The 17,122-nt window shown below is 64.0% G+C and carries 13 protein-coding genes and 1 pseudogene; 9 read left to right on the top strand and 5 right to left on the bottom strand.

Annotated elements, in window-relative coordinates; translation table 11 throughout:
* The 3 genes and pseudogenes from H926_RS28460 to H926_RS0117465 all read left to right on the top strand — a co-directional run.
* Window positions 1-711, top strand: a pseudogene (locus H926_RS28460) (hypothetical protein); the annotation flags it as partial.
* Between the two features lie 203 nt (window positions 712-914).
* Window positions 915-5,555: a glutamate synthase large subunit gene (gene gltB, locus H926_RS0117470; RefSeq protein ID WP_022677464.1), complete on the top strand. Its 4,641-nt coding sequence runs from the start codon at window positions 915-917 to the stop codon at window positions 5,553-5,555.
* A 13-nt stretch (window positions 5,556-5,568) separates the two neighbouring features.
* Window positions 5,569-7,002 carry a glutamate synthase subunit beta gene (locus tag H926_RS0117465; protein ID WP_022677463.1) on the top strand — a complete coding sequence of 478 codons (1,434 nt, stop codon included), beginning with the start codon at window positions 5,569-5,571 and terminating at the stop codon, window positions 7,000-7,002.
* 55 nt (window positions 7,003-7,057) lie between these two features.
* Here the strand turns inward: H926_RS0117465 and H926_RS0117460 are convergent, their stop codons facing one another.
* On the bottom strand, window positions 7,058-8,098 hold the full coding sequence (locus tag H926_RS0117460) for an aromatic ring-hydroxylating dioxygenase subunit alpha (protein ID WP_022677462.1): 1,041 nt from the start codon (window positions 8,096-8,098) through the stop codon (window positions 7,058-7,060).
* 71 nt (window positions 8,099-8,169) lie between these two features.
* Between H926_RS0117460 and H926_RS28455 the strand changes: the two genes are divergently transcribed.
* Window positions 8,170-8,727 (top strand): TetR family transcriptional regulator, encoded by a 558-nt coding sequence (locus H926_RS28455; RefSeq protein ID WP_022677461.1) that lies wholly within the window; start codon window positions 8,170-8,172, stop codon window positions 8,725-8,727.
* 5 nt (window positions 8,728-8,732) lie between these two features.
* Here H926_RS28455 and H926_RS0117450 read toward each other — a convergent pair whose 3' ends face one another.
* The 4 genes from H926_RS0117450 to H926_RS0117435 are packed head-to-tail and all read right to left on the bottom strand — an operon-like array spanning window position 8,733 to window position 11,962.
* Complete coding sequence (locus H926_RS0117450; RefSeq protein WP_022677460.1) at window positions 8,733-9,395, bottom strand: M24 family metallopeptidase; 663 nt, start codon at window positions 9,393-9,395, stop codon at window positions 8,733-8,735.
* The gene (gene ung, locus H926_RS0117445; RefSeq protein WP_022677459.1) at window positions 9,392-10,081 is read right to left on the bottom strand and encodes a uracil-DNA glycosylase; all 690 of its coding nucleotides are present in this window, start codon (window positions 10,079-10,081) and stop codon (window positions 9,392-9,394) included. Before ung ends, H926_RS0117450 begins: the two co-directional genes overlap by 4 nt.
* A 43-nt stretch (window positions 10,082-10,124) precedes the next feature.
* On the bottom strand, window positions 10,125-10,931 hold the full coding sequence (locus tag H926_RS0117440; protein WP_022677458.1) for a class I mannose-6-phosphate isomerase: 807 nt from the start codon (window positions 10,929-10,931) through the stop codon (window positions 10,125-10,127).
* Complete coding sequence (locus H926_RS0117435) at window positions 10,928-11,962, bottom strand: mannose-1-phosphate guanylyltransferase (RefSeq protein WP_022677457.1); 1,035 nt, start codon at window positions 11,960-11,962, stop codon at window positions 10,928-10,930. The genes H926_RS0117440 and H926_RS0117435 overlap by 4 nt, the downstream gene beginning before the upstream one ends.
* Before the next feature lie 304 nt (window positions 11,963-12,266).
* Between H926_RS0117435 and H926_RS0117430 the strand changes: the two genes are divergently transcribed.
* The 5 genes from H926_RS0117430 (at window position 12,267) to H926_RS0117410 (ending at window position 16,949) form a co-directional block, all read left to right on the top strand.
* Window positions 12,267-12,887: a ribonuclease D gene (locus H926_RS0117430; protein ID WP_022677456.1), complete on the top strand. Its 621-nt coding sequence runs from the start codon at window positions 12,267-12,269 to the stop codon at window positions 12,885-12,887.
* A gap of 27 nt (window positions 12,888-12,914) precedes the next feature.
* Entirely contained in the window at window positions 12,915-13,568 is a 654-nt protein-coding gene (gene lptC, locus H926_RS0117425; RefSeq protein ID WP_022677455.1) for an LPS export ABC transporter periplasmic protein LptC, read from the top strand.
* Window positions 13,569-13,614: 46 nt separating this feature from the next.
* Window positions 13,615-14,217, top strand: coding sequence for an LptA/OstA family protein (locus tag H926_RS0117420; protein WP_022677454.1), 603 nt, complete (start codon window positions 13,615-13,617; stop codon window positions 14,215-14,217).
* Between the two features lie 100 nt (window positions 14,218-14,317).
* On the top strand, window positions 14,318-15,340 hold the full coding sequence (locus tag H926_RS0117415) for an NAD-dependent epimerase (protein WP_022677453.1): 1,023 nt from the start codon (window positions 14,318-14,320) through the stop codon (window positions 15,338-15,340).
* A 223-nt stretch (window positions 15,341-15,563) separates the two neighbouring features.
* On the top strand, window positions 15,564-16,949 hold the full coding sequence (locus H926_RS0117410; protein WP_028658176.1) for an IS1380 family transposase: 1,386 nt from the start codon (window positions 15,564-15,566) through the stop codon (window positions 16,947-16,949).
* Window positions 16,950-17,122 lie beyond the last annotated feature (173 nt).

Genomic DNA, 17,122 nt, shown 5'->3' with positions numbered 1-17,122 from the left:
AAAACGGCAGCCGCAGCTGAAGCCGAAGCCGAAGTGCAGGCCGAACCGGACGTCGTGAAAGAAGCGGACGTTGCAGCGCACGATCCCGCCCCGGTGGCGATGGCATCGCCCGCGCTGACGCCGTCGCTCTTTGCCAAGGCGCGTGACGCGATGGGGGAAAATGGGCCTTCGCCGGTCGCCCAGGCCGATCTCGATGGTCTGGGGCTGGTGCAACTGGTCGAGCGGCTGGCGCTGGCGATTGCCGACCACCGCCGCGCGCTCGACAGCGTCGCCGACGATCTGGCCGGGCTGGACGGCCGCGACGTGCGCGCCATGCCGCGCCCGTCGCGCCTCGGTGCGGCAGATGCTGACAGCACCGACCGGGGCCAGCCCGAAGGCGCGGTGCGCGAAGAACGCTATTCCTTGCTGCTCGACATGGCCGCGGCCGTCCGGCGGAGCGATCCGGCGCGCCATTTCCTCTCTGGCCGCGGTGCTGCATCGCCGCAGCCGGTTGTGATCTTCCCCGGCCAGGGCCGCGCCCAGCGTCCGGACGGTGATGAGGTGGCGAGCGCTGCTCCGGCGCCGTTCGAGCGGCCCTATCTGGCTGCCGTTCCCACCCGTTTTCAAGCGGTTGAGGACGAGGCCGAGGATGCCCCGCGCGATGCCGCCAGCACCGAACAGGCCCTGCGCGATGCCCTCGCCACGCTGCAACGGATGACTGCCCAACGCTGATGCTGTGATCGCATCGCCCTGCTGCGCTGCGACATTTCGGCATCGCATCCGTATTTCCCGGCACGGTTTCCCGTTTGGGTGGTCCTGACCGGTTGCAAAATAACTTTCCAACAGTCATGGGGGACTCTCGCGCAATTTTTGACGCATTCCGGCGTCGTGATTCGTGCGAGCTGTCTTTTTTGGGTGTAGGGACGATCAACGCGATGGGATTTCCGCCGGTTCAGGGCCTGTATGATCCGCGTAACGAGCATGACGCATGTGGCATGGGCTTTATTGCCCACATCAAAGGCGTCAAAAGCCACGCGATTATTGGCCAAGCCCTGGAGATTCTCCGCAATCTCGACCACCGCGGTGCCGTGGGCGCCGATCCGCTGCTGGGCGATGGCGCCGGCCTGCTGATCCAGCTGCCCGACCAGCTGTTCCGCAAGTGGGCGGCTGGCGAAGGCAAGGAACTGCCGCAGCCGGGCGACTATGCCGTGGCGATGTGCTTCCTGCCGCAGGATGAAGCCGCGCGCACGTTCGTGATCGAAAAGTTCGAGAAGTTCATCGCCAAGGAAGGCCAGGAACTGATCGGCTGGCGCGATGTGCCGACCACGCTCGATGGCCTGGGCAAGACCGTGATCGCCTCGATGCCGGTGATCCGCCAGTGCTTCATCAAGCGCGGCGAAAACTGCGCTGACCAGGACGCGTTCGAACGCAAGCTGCTGGCGATCCGCAAGCAGACGCAGAACCCGCTGGCGGCCATGGCCGAAAAGCATGGCCTGCCCGGCGTGACCGAGCTGTACATGCCCAGCTTCTCCTCGCGTACGATCGTGTACAAGGGGCTGCTGCTCGCTGGCCAGGTCGGCTCGTTCTATGACGATCTGCGCAACCCGGACTGCGTTTCGGCACTCGGCCTGGTGCACCAGCGCTTTTCCACCAACACCTTCCCCAGCTGGAAGCTGGCGCATCCGTTCCGCTTCGTGGCGCACAACGGTGAAATCAACACCGTGCGCGGCAACGTCAACTGGATGAACGCCCGCCGCCGCACCATGGAATCCGAGCTGCTCGGCCCGGATCTCGACAAGATGTGGCCGCTGATCCCGCATGGCCAGTCCGACACCGCCAGCCTCGACAACGCGCTCGAGCTGCTGGTCGCGGGTGGCTATGGCATAGCCCATGCGATGATGATGCTGATGCCCGAAGCCTGGGCCGGCAATGCGCTGATGGATGCCAAGCGCCGCGCGTTCTATGAATACCACGCTGCGCTGATGGAGCCGTGGGACGGCCCGGCGGCGGTGGCTTTCACCGACGGTCGCCAGATCGGTGCCACGCTCGATCGCAATGGCCTGCGTCCCGCGCGCTTCTCGATCACGCGTGACGATCTCGTCTGCATGGCCTCGGAAAGCGGCGTGCTGCCGTTCCGCGAGGAAGATATCGTGCGCAAGTGGCGCCTCCAGCCCGGCCGCATGCTGCTGATCGATCTGGAGCAGGGCCGCATCGTCGAGGACGACGAGCTCAAGGCCGAGCTGTCTGCCGCCGAGCCCTACGAGGAATGGCTGGGCGCGGCCCAGTACAAGCTCAACGAACTCGAAGTGGTCGAGCCGGAAGTGGTGGCGCTGCCCGCGTCGACCGACAGCCTGCTCGATCGCCAGCAGGCCTTTGGCTACACCCAGGAAGACGTCACCAAGTTCCTGGAGCCTATGGCGGCCGTGGGCGAAGACCCGATCGGTTCGATGGGCACCGACACGCCGATTGCCGTGCTGTCCAAGCGCTCGCGCCTGCTTTACGACTATTTCAAGCAGAACTTCGCCCAGGTCACCAACCCGCCGATCGACCCGATCCGCGAGGAGCTGGTGATGAGCCTCGTCTCGATGATCGGCCCGCGCCCCAATCTGCTCGGCCACGATGCCGGCAGCCACAAGCGCCTGGAAGTGGATCAGCCGATCCTCACCAACGAGGACGTGGCCAAGATCCGCTCGGTCGAAGCCGCGCTCGATGGCGCGTTCCGCACCGCCACGATCGACACCACCTGGGACGCGGCCTCGGGCGCCGATGGCCTGGCCATGGCGATCAAGGAAATGTGCTGGGCGGCGACCGAAGCGGTGCTGGCCGACAAGAACATCCTGATCCTGTCGGACCGCGCGCAAGGCGCTGATCGCATCGCCATGCCGGCCCTGCTTGCGACCGCCGCCGTGCACCATCACCTGGTGCGCCAGGGCCTGCGCATGCAGACCGGGCTGGTCGTGGAAACCGGCGAAGCGCGCGAAGTGCATCACTTCTGCGTGCTCGCCGGCTATGGCGCCGAGGCGGTGAACCCTTATCTGGCGTTCGAAACGCTCGAGGCGATCCGCGTCGACAAGGGCCTGCCGCTCACGCCCTATGATGTTCAGAAGAACTACATCAAGGCGATCGGCAAGGGCATCCTCAAGGTCATGTCCAAGATGGGCATCTCGACCTACCAGTCCTATTGCGGCGCGCAGATCTTCGACGCCGTCGGCCTATCGTCGGGCTTCATCGACCAGTACTTCACTGGCACCGCCACCTCGATCGAGGGCGTCGGTCTCAAGGAAGTGGCCGAGGAAACCGTGCGCCGCCATGCCACGGCCTATGGCGACAACCCGATCTACAAGAAGATGCTCGACGTGGGCGGCATGTACCAGCTGCGCCTGCGCGGCGAAGAGCATGCCTGGACGGCCGGCAACATCGCCAGCCTGCAGCACGCCGTGCGCGGCAACATTCCTGAAAAGTACAAGGAATTTGCCCAGACGATCAACGACCAGTCGGAACGGATGCTCACCATCCGTGGCCTGATGGAGCTCAAGCCGGCCGACAAGCCGCTCAGCCTCGATGAGGTCGAGCCGGCCAGCGAGATCGTCAAGCGCTTTGCCACTGGCGCGATGAGCTTCGGCTCGATCAGCCGCGAGGCGCATACCACGCTGGCGATCGCGATGAACCGCATCGGCGGCAAGTCAAACACGGGTGAGGGCGGGGAAGAACCCGATCGCTTCAAGCCACTGGCCAACGGCGATTCGATGCGCTCGGCGATCAAGCAGGTCGCTTCGGGCCGCTTTGGCGTCACCGCAGAATACCTCGTCAATGCCGACGACATCCAGATCAAGATGGCCCAGGGCGCCAAGCCCGGTGAAGGTGGCCAGCTGCCGGGTGACAAGGTCGACAAGGTGATCGGCAAGACCCGCCACTCGACGCCGGGTGTTGGCCTGATCTCGCCGCCGCCGCACCACGACATCTATTCGATCGAAGACCTTGCCCAGCTGATTCACGATCTCAAGAACGTGAACACCAAGGCGCGCGTCTCGGTAAAGCTGGTGTCGGAAGTGGGCGTGGGCACCGTGGCTGCGGGCGTGTCCAAGGCGCGTGCCGACCATGTCACGATCTCGGGCTATGAAGGCGGGACCGGCGCTTCGCCGCTGACCTCGCTGACGCATGCCGGCAGCCCGTGGGAAATCGGCCTGGCGGAAACCCAGCAGACCCTGCTGCTCAACAACCTGCGCAGCCGCATCTGCGTGCAGGCCGATGGCGGCCTGCGCACGGGCCGCGACGTGGCGATCGCCGCGTTGCTCGGCGCCGACGAGTTCGGCTTTGCCACCGCGCCGCTGATCGCGGCCGGGTGCATCATGATGCGCAAGTGCCACCTCAACACCTGCCCGGTGGGCGTGGCCACGCAGGACCCGGTGCTGCGCGCGCGCTTCACCGGCCAGCCCGAGCACGTGATCAACTACTTCTTCTTCGTTGCCGAAGAGCTGCGCGCGATCATGGCCGAGATGGGCTTCCGCACCATTGCCGAGATGGTCGGCCGGGTTGACCGGCTCGATACCCGCAAGGTCGTCGCCAACTGGAAGGCCCAGGGCGTCGATCTCACGCGCCTGCTGCACAAGGTGGAGCCGGTGGCAGGGACCAGCCTCAACTGGACCGGTCATCAGGATCACGGCCTTGATGCCGCGCTCGACAACGATCTGATCGCGGCGGCCGCACCGGCGCTGGAAGCGGGCGAGGCGGTGCGCATCGAACGCCCGGTGATTAACGTCAACCGCACCGTGGGCGCGATGCTCTCGGGCGAAGTGGCGCGGCGCTATGGCCACGCCGGCCTGCCCGACAACACGATCAACATCGCGTTCAAGGGCGTGGCGGGCCAGTCGTTCGCCGCATTCCTCGCCCATGGTGTCACGCTCGATCTGGTCGGTGATGCCAACGACTATGTCGGCAAGGGCCTGTCGGGTGGCCGGGTGATCGTGCGCCAGCCGGCGCATGTCGACCGCGAGGCAGCCGAGAACATCATCGTCGGCAACACCGTGCTCTATGGTGCGATTGCCGGGGAAGCGTTCTTCAACGGCGTGGGCGGCGAACGCTTTGCCGTGCGCAATTCGGGCGCCCTCGCGGTGGTCGAAGGCACAGGCGACCATGGCTGCGAATACATGACCGGGGGCGTCGTCGTCGTGCTGGGCAAGACCGGCCGCAACTTTGCCGCCGGGATGTCTGGCGGCGTGGCCTATGTCTATGACATGGACGGTAACTTTGCCTCGCTCGTCAACGGTGCCATGGTCGACGTGCTGCCGGTTTCGGCTGACCGCGACGAAGACGACGGTGCCGGCCGCCCGCAACAGCGTGGAGTGGACGTCAACGACTTCGGCATGGGTGACATGCTGCGCCATGATGCCGATCGTCTGCGCGTGCTGATCGAGCGCCACCTGCTTCATACCGGGTCCAAGCGGGCCCGCGCGATCCTCGACAACTGGGATCAGGAAGTGGTGCGTTTCGTCAAGGTCATGCCGCGCGACTATGCGCGTGCGCTCCGCCAGCTTGAGGCTGAACGCCTTGAAGCCGCGTCGGTCGCTGCGGAATAAGGAATAGAATACAATGGGTAAGGCAACCGGCTTTCTCGAACTCGATCGCAAGGACCGGGGCTATGACGCCCCGGCCGAGCGCCTCAAGCACTATCGCGAGTTCATCGTTCCCCATGACGAAGCCTCGCTCAAGGGCCAGGCCTCGCGCTGCATGAACTGCGGCATTCCCTATTGTCACAACGGCTGTCCGGTGAACAACCAGATCCCGGACTGGAACCACCTGGTCTACGAAAGCGACTGGCGCGAGGCGCTGGACAACCTGCACTCGACCAACAATTTCCCCGAATTTACCGGCCGCGTCTGCCCCGCCCCGTGCGAGGCCGCCTGCACGCTCAACATTGTCGACCAGCCGGTCACCATCAAGTCGATCGAATGCGCCATCGTCGACAAGGGCTGGAAGGAAGGCTGGATCGAGCCGCAGGTGCCGGCGAAGAAGACCGGCAAGTCGGTGGCAGTGGTCGGCTCGGGCCCGGCCGGCATGGCCGCCGCGCAGCAGTTGGCGCGCGCTGGCCATTCGGTGACCGTGTTCGAAAAGTCGGATCGCGTTGGCGGCCTGCTTCGCTACGGCATTCCCGACTTCAAGATGGAAAAGCACCTGATCAACCGTCGTCTCGTACAGATGATGGCCGAAGGCGTGGATTTCCGCACCTCGGTGGAAGTGGGCGTGACCGTGTCGGTCGACTCGCTCAAGGAAAACTTCGATGCCGTGGTGCTGTCTGGTGGCGCCGAAGATCCCCGGCCGATCGGCATCCCCGGCTTCGAACTGCCGGGCGTGCGCTTTGCCATGGAATTCCTGACGCAGCAGAACAAGCGCGTGGCCGGTGACGATGAAATCCGCGCCGCGCCGCGTGGTTCGCTCACTGCCACGGGCAAGCACGTTGTGGTGATCGGCGGCGGTGACACCGGCTCTGACTGCGTTGGCACGTCGAACCGCCAGGGCGCCCTCTCGGTGACCCAGCTCGAAATCATGCCGCGTCCGCCCGAAAAGGAAGACAAGGCGCTGACCTGGCCGAACTGGCCGCTCAAGCTGCGCACCTCGTCCAGCCACGAAGAAGGCGTGACCCGCGAATTCGCCGTGCTGACCAAGCGCGTGGTGGGCCAGAATGACGTGACCGGCCTGGAATGCGTGCGCGTCGAATGGGTCGACGGCAAGATGCAGGAAGTGCCGGGCAGCGAATTCGTGATCAAGGCCGATCTCATCCTGCTCGCCATGGGCTTTGTCGGCCCGCGCAAGCAGGGCCTCCTCGAACAGGCTGGCGTGGAACTTGATCCGCGCGGCAACGTCAAGGGCAACACGGTCGATTACAAGACCAGCGTGGACGGCATCTTCGCTTGCGGCGACATGCGCCGTGGCCAGAGCCTGGTGGTCTGGGCGATCCGCGAAGGTCGCCAGTGCGCCCGCGCCGTGGACGAAGCGCTGATGGGCGTGACCGAGCTGCCGCGCTGAACGGCCGCAGCAGCATCGAACCAAAGGAAGGGCGCCCGCAACGGGCGCCCTTTGCTTATGCGATAGCCGCTTGTTCGGCGGCAGCCATCTTTTCGACCAGGCGGTTGAACAAGGTGATGCCGCGATCATGCACGGTGGGCATGACCCGGGGATGCGCGGTTTGCGCGATGACCCGGTGCTGCGCCTCGATCATGGTCTTGTCTTCGGCAAAGGCTTGGCCAGCCATTTCCATCAGCCGATCGCGCAAGGCTTCATCGCCAAAGCGGCGATGGGGACCCCAGGAAAAGAAATAGCGGGCGGTGGTCTCGGTCATCGGTGTCACGGCCTGGCTGGTGAACGTGATGCCGCCGGTTGCCAGGGCATCGTCGGGTTGGCCGTAGCCGCAGGCCTTTGCCGTACCCAGTGGGAAGGTTCCGCCGGTCATCAGCAGCACCCCCGGCAGCAGAAAATCATAGGTCATGTAGCTGTCGATCGGCGTTGCCGAACTGCGCGCCGATGATCCCAACGAGTTTTCGATCCAGCGCTCGTAGCGTACGCCGCGCGATATCGGGGTAATGCGCGCAGGCGAGTTGGCAAATTCGGGTCCGGAGCCGAAACTTTGCGTATGCACGAACGACAAGTGGCTGAAATCGAGCAGATTGTCGTTGATGAGCCGGGCCGGCGCGGCATAGTCCAACTGTCCATGGCCCAGCACATAGTCGGGATGATCGAGGCCGACCGCCGGCGGAATCAAGGTGTGATCTGCCTGGACCGGGTCACCTGGCCAGATCCACACCCAGCTATGGCGCTCGACAACGGGATAGGCCTTGACCCGCGCCTGGGCCGGTATCGCGTCCTGGCCCGGTATGGCGATGACCTGCCCTGCGCCGTTGAACAGCAGGCCGTGATACATGCAGCGCAGATTGGCGCCTTCGCAGCGCCCGAGGGATAGCGGCGCCATACGGTGCACGCAGCGGTCCTCCAAGGCGAAGAGCTGCCCCGTCGCATCGCGCCACAGCACGATCCGCTCGTCCAGAATGGTCAGGGCCTGCGGAACCTGCACGCCGATATCCTGGCTCCACGCTGCGACATACCAGGCGTTGCGCACATAAGGCATGGCTCTCTCCCCTTGATTCTGCTGTCTGATCTTGGTTGACTTAACAGTGTTAAGGAGTCAACCCGGCAAGCATGAAGACCCCAGCACAAGGCAGCCTCGATCGTGCCCACCTCGTGGCGACGGCGTTTGTCCTCCTGGAGGACGAGGGGCTGGATCGGCTGAGCATGCGGCGATTGGCGGCGCGACTGGGCGTTCAGGCGCCCGCGCTCTATTGGCATGTGCGAGACAAGGGCGAACTGCTCGGGCTGATGGCGGGCGCGATCTATGCCGCCGCCTATGCCGGCGTCGGCGATGTGCAGGGAGACTGGCGCGCCTGGCTAGGCGCTTTCGGGGCTGCACTGCGCGGCAGCCTGGCGGCGCATCGCGATGGCGTGCACCTGTGCGCCGGGGCGCATCCGGTAGCGCATGGATCTGTTGAGGAGCAGGCCCGCCGCATCGCCGCCCCAGTGGTGGCGCTGGGCCTCACGCAGGAGCAGGCCCTGGCCTATCAGGCTGCGGTGATTTCGTTCACGCTGGGCTGGGCGACCTTCGAAGCCAATGGTCCGATGCGCGATCATCTGCACGCGATGATGGATTTTCCCGCTGCGTTCACGACCGGGCTCGATGCCCTGGTGCGCGGCCTGGGTTGAGCCCTTTAGATCAACAGGTCTTCGTAGAACGCCCCGAACGCCCGGGTGGAGTGGCGGATCTGGATTTCCAGGATCCACAGGCCAGCGGTGGGCAGGCTGTCAAGATCGCCGAGCTTACCCGCCTGGCGGGAGGGGTGGGGGTAATCGGCCACGCGATGGCCGCGCACATCGAGGTTGAGCTGCCACCCCATGGCCGCCGCTTCTTCCGCTGCCCGTGCATAGAGCGCGGTGCCGCGGATCGCGCCGTGATTCCAGATGGCGGCCACGCGGTGCCACAGGTCGCGCGCGGCCGCGGCGCAGGCGTGCATGTCCGGGTCTTCGCCCACCGCATAGCTGGCGCCGACATCGGCCTCATGGCCCAGGAGAACGGGGCCGATGTCGATGAAAAAGATGTCGTCCTGGCCAAGTGCGAGGTCTTCGCCGCCACGGTCGCTGAAGACGCGCAAGGTGTTGGCACCAAAACGCACCATCATCGGGTGCCAGGCCTCGCCCATGCCCAGTTCGCCAAGAACGGCTTGGCCGATCGCTCTTGCCTCGCTTTCGCGCAGGCCGGGGTGCATGGCTGCGGCAATCTGCTCCACGGCGGTCCAGGCCAGGGCCTGGGCCTGCCGCATTGCCGGCAGCGACCAGTTGGGCCCAACCGAATCGGCGCCGGTCGGGGCATTCATGGATCGACCCGCCAGTCGATCGGCGCCTGTCCGTGGCTCTCCAGGAAGGCGTTGGTCTTGCTGAAATGGCGGCAGCCGAAGAATCCGGCATGGGCCGACAGCGGGCTGGGATGCGGCGCCTTGAGCACGAGATGCGCACCAGAGGCGAGGCCGGGCACGCGCGCGGCCTTTTTCTGGGCGTGGCTGCCCCACAGCAGGAACACGATGGGATCAGGCCGCGCTGCCACGGCGGCAACCGCCGCATCGGTGAATTCTTCCCACCCCTTGCCCTGGTGCGATCCGGCTTGGCCTGCCTCCACCGTCAATGCGTTGTTGAGCAGTAGAACACCCTGCCGGGCCCAGTGAGTGAGATTGCCATGGGCCGGCCGCGGCAGGCCCAGATCGCTTTCCAGTTCCTTGTAGATGTTGACCAGGCTGGGCGGCACTTTCAGCCCGCGCTGCACCGAGAAGGCCAGCCCCATCGCCTGGCCCGGGCCATGGTAAGGATCCTGCCCCAGGATCACCACTTTCACGGCCGGAAGCGGCGTCAACTCCAGGGCAGCCAGCCGTTCGCCTCGTGGCGGATAGATTGTCTTGCCTGCGGCTTCCTCTGCTTTCAGGAAACCGCCGAGGGCCCGTAAGGGGCGGCTGGCCAGGACAGGATCAAGGGCAGCAGCCCAGCTTTCAGGAACCGAAGAAGCGCTCATGCCCCGGGCCTATCACGGACAAGGCGATGCGCGCTATCTTCAATCAGGTGGCGGGACGCACGATGATGGCCTGGCCCTGGGGATCGAACGTCAGTGCATCGATGCTTGCTGCCGAAGCGCAGTCGCCTGGGTTCAGCACGTCGTCGCCCAGCGTGACGCTGCCGCTGCGCGGGATGACCAGCAATGGGCCGGCATATTCGGCACGCAGCGCTGCGTCGGGTACGCCCTGCAGCCGGTGCGCGGTGAAATAGGCGCCATGCGCTAGTTCCACAGTGCCGGTATCGGGAATGTGCCGGTGCAGCGCGGGATCGAGCGGTTCGCCACGCGACACAGCGATGCCGGCATCGAGATGCAATTCGCGCGGGCGGCCATAGTCATAGAGGCGATAGGTAATGTCGCTGTTCTGCTGGATCTCGATCACGCTCACGCCGGCGCCAATCGCGTGCACCGTGTTGGCCGGGATATAAAAGAAATCGCCCGGCTTGACCGGATGCCACACCAGCATGTCCTCGATGCTGCCATCGAGCGCTGACGCACGCATGGTGTCATGGTCGACATGGTCCTTGAAGCCGACGCCCAGTGTGGCCCCGGGTTCAGCAGCGATGACCAGCCAGCATTCTTCCTTGCCCCGGTCCTTTTCGCCCGCAGCTGCCGCTTGCGCATCGCTCGGGTGAACCTGGACCGAAAGCTTCTCGCTGGTGAAGATGTACTTCACCAGCAGGCTGGGAACATCGGCCGGCGGTTCGAACCATATCTCGCCGATGCGCTTGCCTTCGGGCGCGGAGAACGGGGCGGGAAGAACATCCTTGCCCCAGGGCTTTTCAACTTCGCGGATCGGTAGCTTGCTCATTGGTTGGCGGCCCCTTGCAGTTTGCCGACAAGTTGCGCGCCTTCGGGCGTGCACACCAGGATTTCGTCGCCATCGACGACTACGATGAGATTGCTGGCACCGACCACCGACACGCGCGGGCCATCGGTGTGAACCAGCACATTGCTGCAGTTCTTCAATTCGACCCGGCCCTTGGTGGCATTGCCCACGTCGTCCTTGTCGAGCGCTTCGTGCAGTGCCTGCCAGTTGCCGATATCGGACCAGGCCATCGTTGCCGGCACCATGGCGGCGCGGTCGGTCTTTTCCATCACGGCATAGTCCACCGATTCGCCCGCGATCTTGGCAAACTCGGCCGGATCAGGATGGAAGGCGTTGCCGTCGGCACGGCCCTTGTCCACCGCCGCGCGCACCGCACCGGCAATATCGGGGCGGTGCTTGTCGAGTTCGTCGAGGAAATGGCCGGCGCGGAAGGCAAAGATGCCACCGTTCCAAGCATAACCACCATCCGCGAGGAAGGCTTGAGCGCGTTCAAGATCCGGCTTTTCGACAAAGCGTTCCACCTTGCGGCCGCCGCTGCCTTCGATCGGATCGCCTTGCTTGAGATAGCCAAAACCCGTTTCCGGGGTGGTGGCGGCAATGCCGAAGGATACCAGCCAGTCGTCGGCGGCCAGCTTGGCCGCAGCCTTGGCCGAAGCCTGAAAGGCATCGCAATCGCCGATATGGTGATCGCTTGGGCAGACCAGCATGATCGCATCGCCCGGCAGGCGCAGCGCAGCGAGCGCGATGGCCGCTGCGGTGTTCTTGCCTTCCGGTTCCACGATGATCTGGCTGGCGGCCGGATCAGGCAACTGGTCGACCACATGATCGAGATGTTGCGCGCCGGTAACCACGATCGGCGGTGAAAAGCCAGCTTCGATGTTGCAGCGCAGCACTGAAGCTTCGAAAAGGGTCGTATCACCGACCAGCGGCAAGAACGGCTTGGGCTTTGCCTTGCGCGAACGGGGCCACAAACGGGTGCCATTGCCGCCGCACAGAATAACCGGTGTGATCATGGTCTTAGACGTTCCTGATTGCTTGGTCCCAAGTGCCATTTTCTGGCGCTTTACGACAACTTGTCTTAGTCTGCCGAGTTAAATGCTGCGTTGGAAAGACGTGCCTTTCCGGCGGGCTGATGCGGCACCGCCGCCCAATTCTAGAGGACGGTGTAGAGAGCTGCAACGGACAATACGCTGCAACACGGAATCGCGATTGTGCGCCGCGCCGCATTTTTCGCATTGGGAGCGAATTCGCGTGCCCAGCTGAAGGGGAGAGCCCTTGGGCTTGCCGGTCGCGCTGAACCGGCCTAAGCACGCGGACATGGCCGTTTATCTGCATGAACAAGACCTGCCTTCCGCTGATTTGCTGGCGCCGGGCATCGTAGCTGTCGACACCGAGACGATGGGTTTGATCACGCCGCGCGACCGGCTGTGCGTGGTGCAGATTTCCGACGGACAAGGTGACGAACACTTGGTGCGTTTCAAGGTGGGCAGCGATTACGCCGCGCCGAATCTTTGTGCGATCCTTTCCGATCCGACCCGGCTCAAGCTCTATCATTTCGCCCGATTCGATCTGGCGGCGATCCATCATTACTTGGGTGTGATGGCTACGCCCGTGTTCTGCACCAAGATCGCATCCAAGCTCGTACGGACTTACACGGACCGGCATGGCTTGAAAGATCTGGTGCGCGAACTGCTCGGCAAGGAGCTTTCCAAGCAGCAGCAGTCCAGCGATTGGGGCGGGGCGGTGCTGAGTGATGCCCAACTCGAGTATGCCGCATCCGATGTGCGCTATCTTCACGGGGCCCATACCATTCTTGTGGAACGCCTCGCACGCGAAAAGCGTTCCGAGATCGCCCAGGCCTGTTTCGACTTTCTGCCGACACGAGCTCTTCTGGACATCGCTGGCTGGGCCGATCGCGATATCTTCAGCCACGAGTAAGCCTGCACCTGCCATGATCTCCACGCCATGACCATCCAGGCAGAACAGATACGCAGCCGCCGCCGCCACAAGGCGGCGCCGGGCGGGCGGCATGATCGCACCGTACGCTTGCTGGCCGTGCTGCTGCCTGGGCTGATCGGCGCATTGCTCGCAGTGATGGTACTGAGCCCCTTAGCGCCCCGCGGAGAGATCAGCTTTTTGCTAGACCGCACCAAGGTGGCGGTCGTGCAAGATCGTCTCAAAGTGGTGAGCGCGATGTATCGGGGCGCGGACAATAAGGGGCGGACCTTTTCGGTGACCGCTGGCAATGCCGTGCAGCATTCTGCGGCACAGGATGTGGTCCAGCTGAAAGACGTGACTGCCCGAGTCATGCTCAAGAACGGGCCGGCGATCCTGACGACGCAGCAGGGTGCCTATGATTTCGGCAAGCAGTTCATCAAGGTGCCGGGCGTGGTTAATTTCGAAAGCTCTGACGGCTATCGCATGATCACCGACGGTGCCTCGATCGACCTGACAAAGCGGCAACTGGTCAGCGATGGGCACGTCGATGGCCGCCTGCCCACCGGCACTTTTTCAGCAGACCGCATCGTGGCCAATCTTGACGATCGGGTTGTGACGCTGGAAGGGCATGCCCACATGCGGATGGATCAAGGTAAGCTGCCGCTGCCAGCCAAGCCTTGAGGCCATCCTGGCCGTAACGCGCGATTCGACGAGGACAACGCTGAAGATGATCGACCCGCTTCCTTCTTCGCCGCGCGCAACCGACCGCGTGTCCACGCGTGTTCTGGCGCTGCGTTCGCTGGCTTGCGGCTTTGCCCTGTCGGCGGCGGTGGTGGCGGGGTCTGCGCATCTCGATGCACAGACCTTTGGCAAGCACAACTCCAACGCGCCGGTGAATTTCGGTGCAGACCGCATGGAGTTGCAGGACAAGCAGAAGCGCGTGGTGCTGACCGGTAATGTCGACATCACCCAGGAAGACCTGCGGCTGCAAGCGGCGCGCACCACGCTGGCCTATACTGATGCGCAGACCGTGCAGGTCCAGCGCATCGACGCTGCCGGCGGCGTGGTGGTGACGCGGGGCGACCAGCGCGCCAGCGGCAACACCGCAGTTTACGATATTCCGCGCAAGATTATCACCATGGTGGGCAATGTCGCGCTGCGCCGGGGCAAGGACACGCTCAATGGTGGTCGTCTCGTGATTGACCTCAACACCGGGCTGTCGAGCGTCGATGGCCGTAGCGGCGGTGCGCCGAGCGGCACGGGTGGCACTACGACAACATCAAGCGGCCGCGTGACCGGCACGTTCAACGTGGCCAAGAAGGCCAGCTGACCACTTTTTCAAGCGCACTAATGGGTTACACTTTGTTCGCTTCTGCCAGGTATGGCAGGAGCGAAACTGCGGCGTTGTTGCCCGAATATGGAGATGCGGCTTGGCTACCCTGGTTACCGGCAATGCCGGCTTCATCGGTTTTCACACCGCCAAGACCTTGCTCGAACGCGGCGATGCCGTGGTCGGTCTGGACGTGGTCAACGATTACTATGATCCTGCAATCAAGGAAGCGCGGCTCAAGATCCTTGCGGAAACCGCCGCTCGTACCGGATCGCCCTATCGCTTCTTTCGCGCCAATCTGGCCGATCGCGCCGCGGTAGAGGAAGCGTTTGCCCAAGGCGGGGTGCGCCGCGTGGTCAATCTCGCGGCACAGGCGGGCGTGCGCTATTCGATCGAAAATCCCCACGCCTATGTCGAAAGCAACATCGTGGGCTTTACCAATATCCTCGAGGCGTGCCGCCATGGTGGGATCGAGCATCTCGTCTATGCCTCAACCAGTTCCGTCTATGGCGCCAACAAGGCGATGCCGTTCAGCGAGCACGTCGGCGTGGACCATCCGCTGCAGTTCTACGCGGCCACCAAGAAGGCCAACGAGCTGATGGCGCACAGCTACAGCCATCTCTATCGACTGCCGACCACTGGCCTGCGCTTCTTCACGGTCTACGGCCCCTGGGGCCGGCCGGACATGGCGCTGTTCCTGTTCGCCCGGGCCATTCTCGATGGCACGCCCATCAACGTGTTCAACCACGGCAACCACACGCGCGATTTCACTTATGTCGACGATATCGTTGCCGGGGTGATCCGCGCGCTGGATCGCCCTGCCAGTCCCGATCCGGCGTGGGATGCGATGAAACCGGATCCAGCCACCTCGGACGCGCCCTATCGAATCTACAACATTGGCAACAATGCCCCGGTCAAGCTCACGGCCTATATCGAAGCGCTGGAAGAGGCGCTCGGGCGCAAGGCAGAGCGCAATCTGCTGCCGTTGCAGGCTGGTGACGTACCCGACACCTTTGCTGACGTGTCCGATCTCGAACGCGAACTGGGATATAAGCCCGCGACCCCGGTTCGCGAAGGCGTGACGCGTTTCGTTGACTGGTATCGCCAATACCATGGAGTGTGATGGTTTGTTCGTAAAACGGGTTGAGTGCTATCGGCTGGTTGGCCCTTCCAGGCCCCCGCGAAATGCTTCTGCCCAAAGATGACCGTGCCCTCGGGGATGATGGCTGTAGCGGCTTAGCCCGTCTTATTCATCAGGGTGGGGCAAAGGGTTGGCGGGAGTGGCGTAAGCCTCTGATCTGAATTAGGATCTGGGTGTCTAGTCCGAACCTGCCGCAGGGCAGAAAATGCCACAGGCCACACCCGCCATGAACGTCGATAGCGCAAGCCCATTCCGATTCCCAGCAGTGGCGCGCAAGAAAGTGACCGCCGCGTTTGATGGTGGCCGGCTCACCTCGGATGGTGGCGTGCTGCTGCTGGCGCAGGCTGAACGTGCAATGGGGATCTGCCAGCGGCTTGCAGCTTGCATTGCCGATCCGCGTGACCCGGCGCGGGTGGTCCATCGCCTCGATGACATCCTGCGTGCCCGCGTGTTCGCGATTGCTTGCGGCTATGAGGATGCCGATGATCTCGACGCCCTGCGCGACGATCCGGGTTTCCGTTTGGCGCTGGGCAAGTTGCCGGGATCGGGCGCGGGACTTGCCAGCCAACCAACGATGAGCCGGTGGGAGAATGCGCCGACCACGCGCGAACTGGCCAGCATGATGGTCGCAATGATCGACATCTACTGCGCCAGCTATCCCGCCCCGCCGGTGGCGGTGACGCTGGATATCGACGATACCTGCGATGTCGTCCATGGCTATCAGCAGCTTTCGTTCTGGAACGGACATCATGGCGAGCGCTGCTTCCTGCCGATCCACGTCTACGATACCGCAACCGGCCGGCCGGTGGCCATGCTGCTGCGCACTGGCAAGACGCCGTCGGGTGCCGAAGCGGCCGGTCACATCCGGCGCCTGGTGCGGCATATCCGCCGGAACTGGCCGGAAACGCACATCACCATCCGTGGTGACGGGCACTATGGCCGGCCCGAGGTCATGGCCTTCTGCGAAGCGGCCGGCATCGACTATGTGTTCGGCCTGCCGACCAACGCCGCGCTGCGTGCCGATCCGGCCATCGTCGCTGCCGCCGATGCCTGCGCGGTCAAGCGCGCCGAGGAAGGCCGCGCGATCCTGCGCCATTATGCCCAGACCCGCTACGGCGCCAAAAGCTGGAAAAGCCAGCGCCGCGTCGTCGCCCGGATCGAGGCCAGCACTTTGGGCATGGACATCCGCTATGTCGTCACCTCGCTGACCGAAGGCTCGGCTGAGCATATCTACGACACGCTTTACTGCGCACGCGGGCAGGTCGAGAACCTGATCAAGCGCCACAAGGCCCAACTCGCCAGCGACCGTACCTCGTGCCGCTCGGCAAACGCCAACCAGGTGCGCCTCATCCTGCACACCGCCGCATACTGGCTGCTGTGGCGCATCAGTCAGGAAGTCCAAAAAGCAGTCGCGCCCAATACCATGTCTCTGGCCGCTGCCGAGTTCGCAACACTGCGCCTGCGGCTGCTCAAGGTTGCCGCCCGGATCATCGAAAGCACCACGCGCATCCGCGTCGCCTTCACGTCAGCATGCCCGGATGCCAGCGTGTTCCGAGCCATCGCCACCACCCCCCCGCCGGCGCCAGCATGATCAACGCGGCAGTGCCGCCGACCCCAAAGCCCACCTCCAGCAACCTCGAAAAGCCCATTGCTCAGGTCGCGGTGAAAACACCGTCGATGACGCGCGACTGCATCATGCCGCCAGCGAACAATCAAAACCGATCAGACCGGAACAGCGACCTCATGAATAAGACGGGCTTCTGT

It is taken from the genome of Novosphingobium sp. B-7 (assembly GCF_000410615.1).
Taxonomy (GTDB): domain Bacteria; phylum Pseudomonadota; class Alphaproteobacteria; order Sphingomonadales; family Sphingomonadaceae; genus Novosphingobium; species Novosphingobium capsulatum.
Note: the sequence above shows the minus strand (reverse complement) of the source record. Positions and strands in the feature narration are given on the sequence as shown.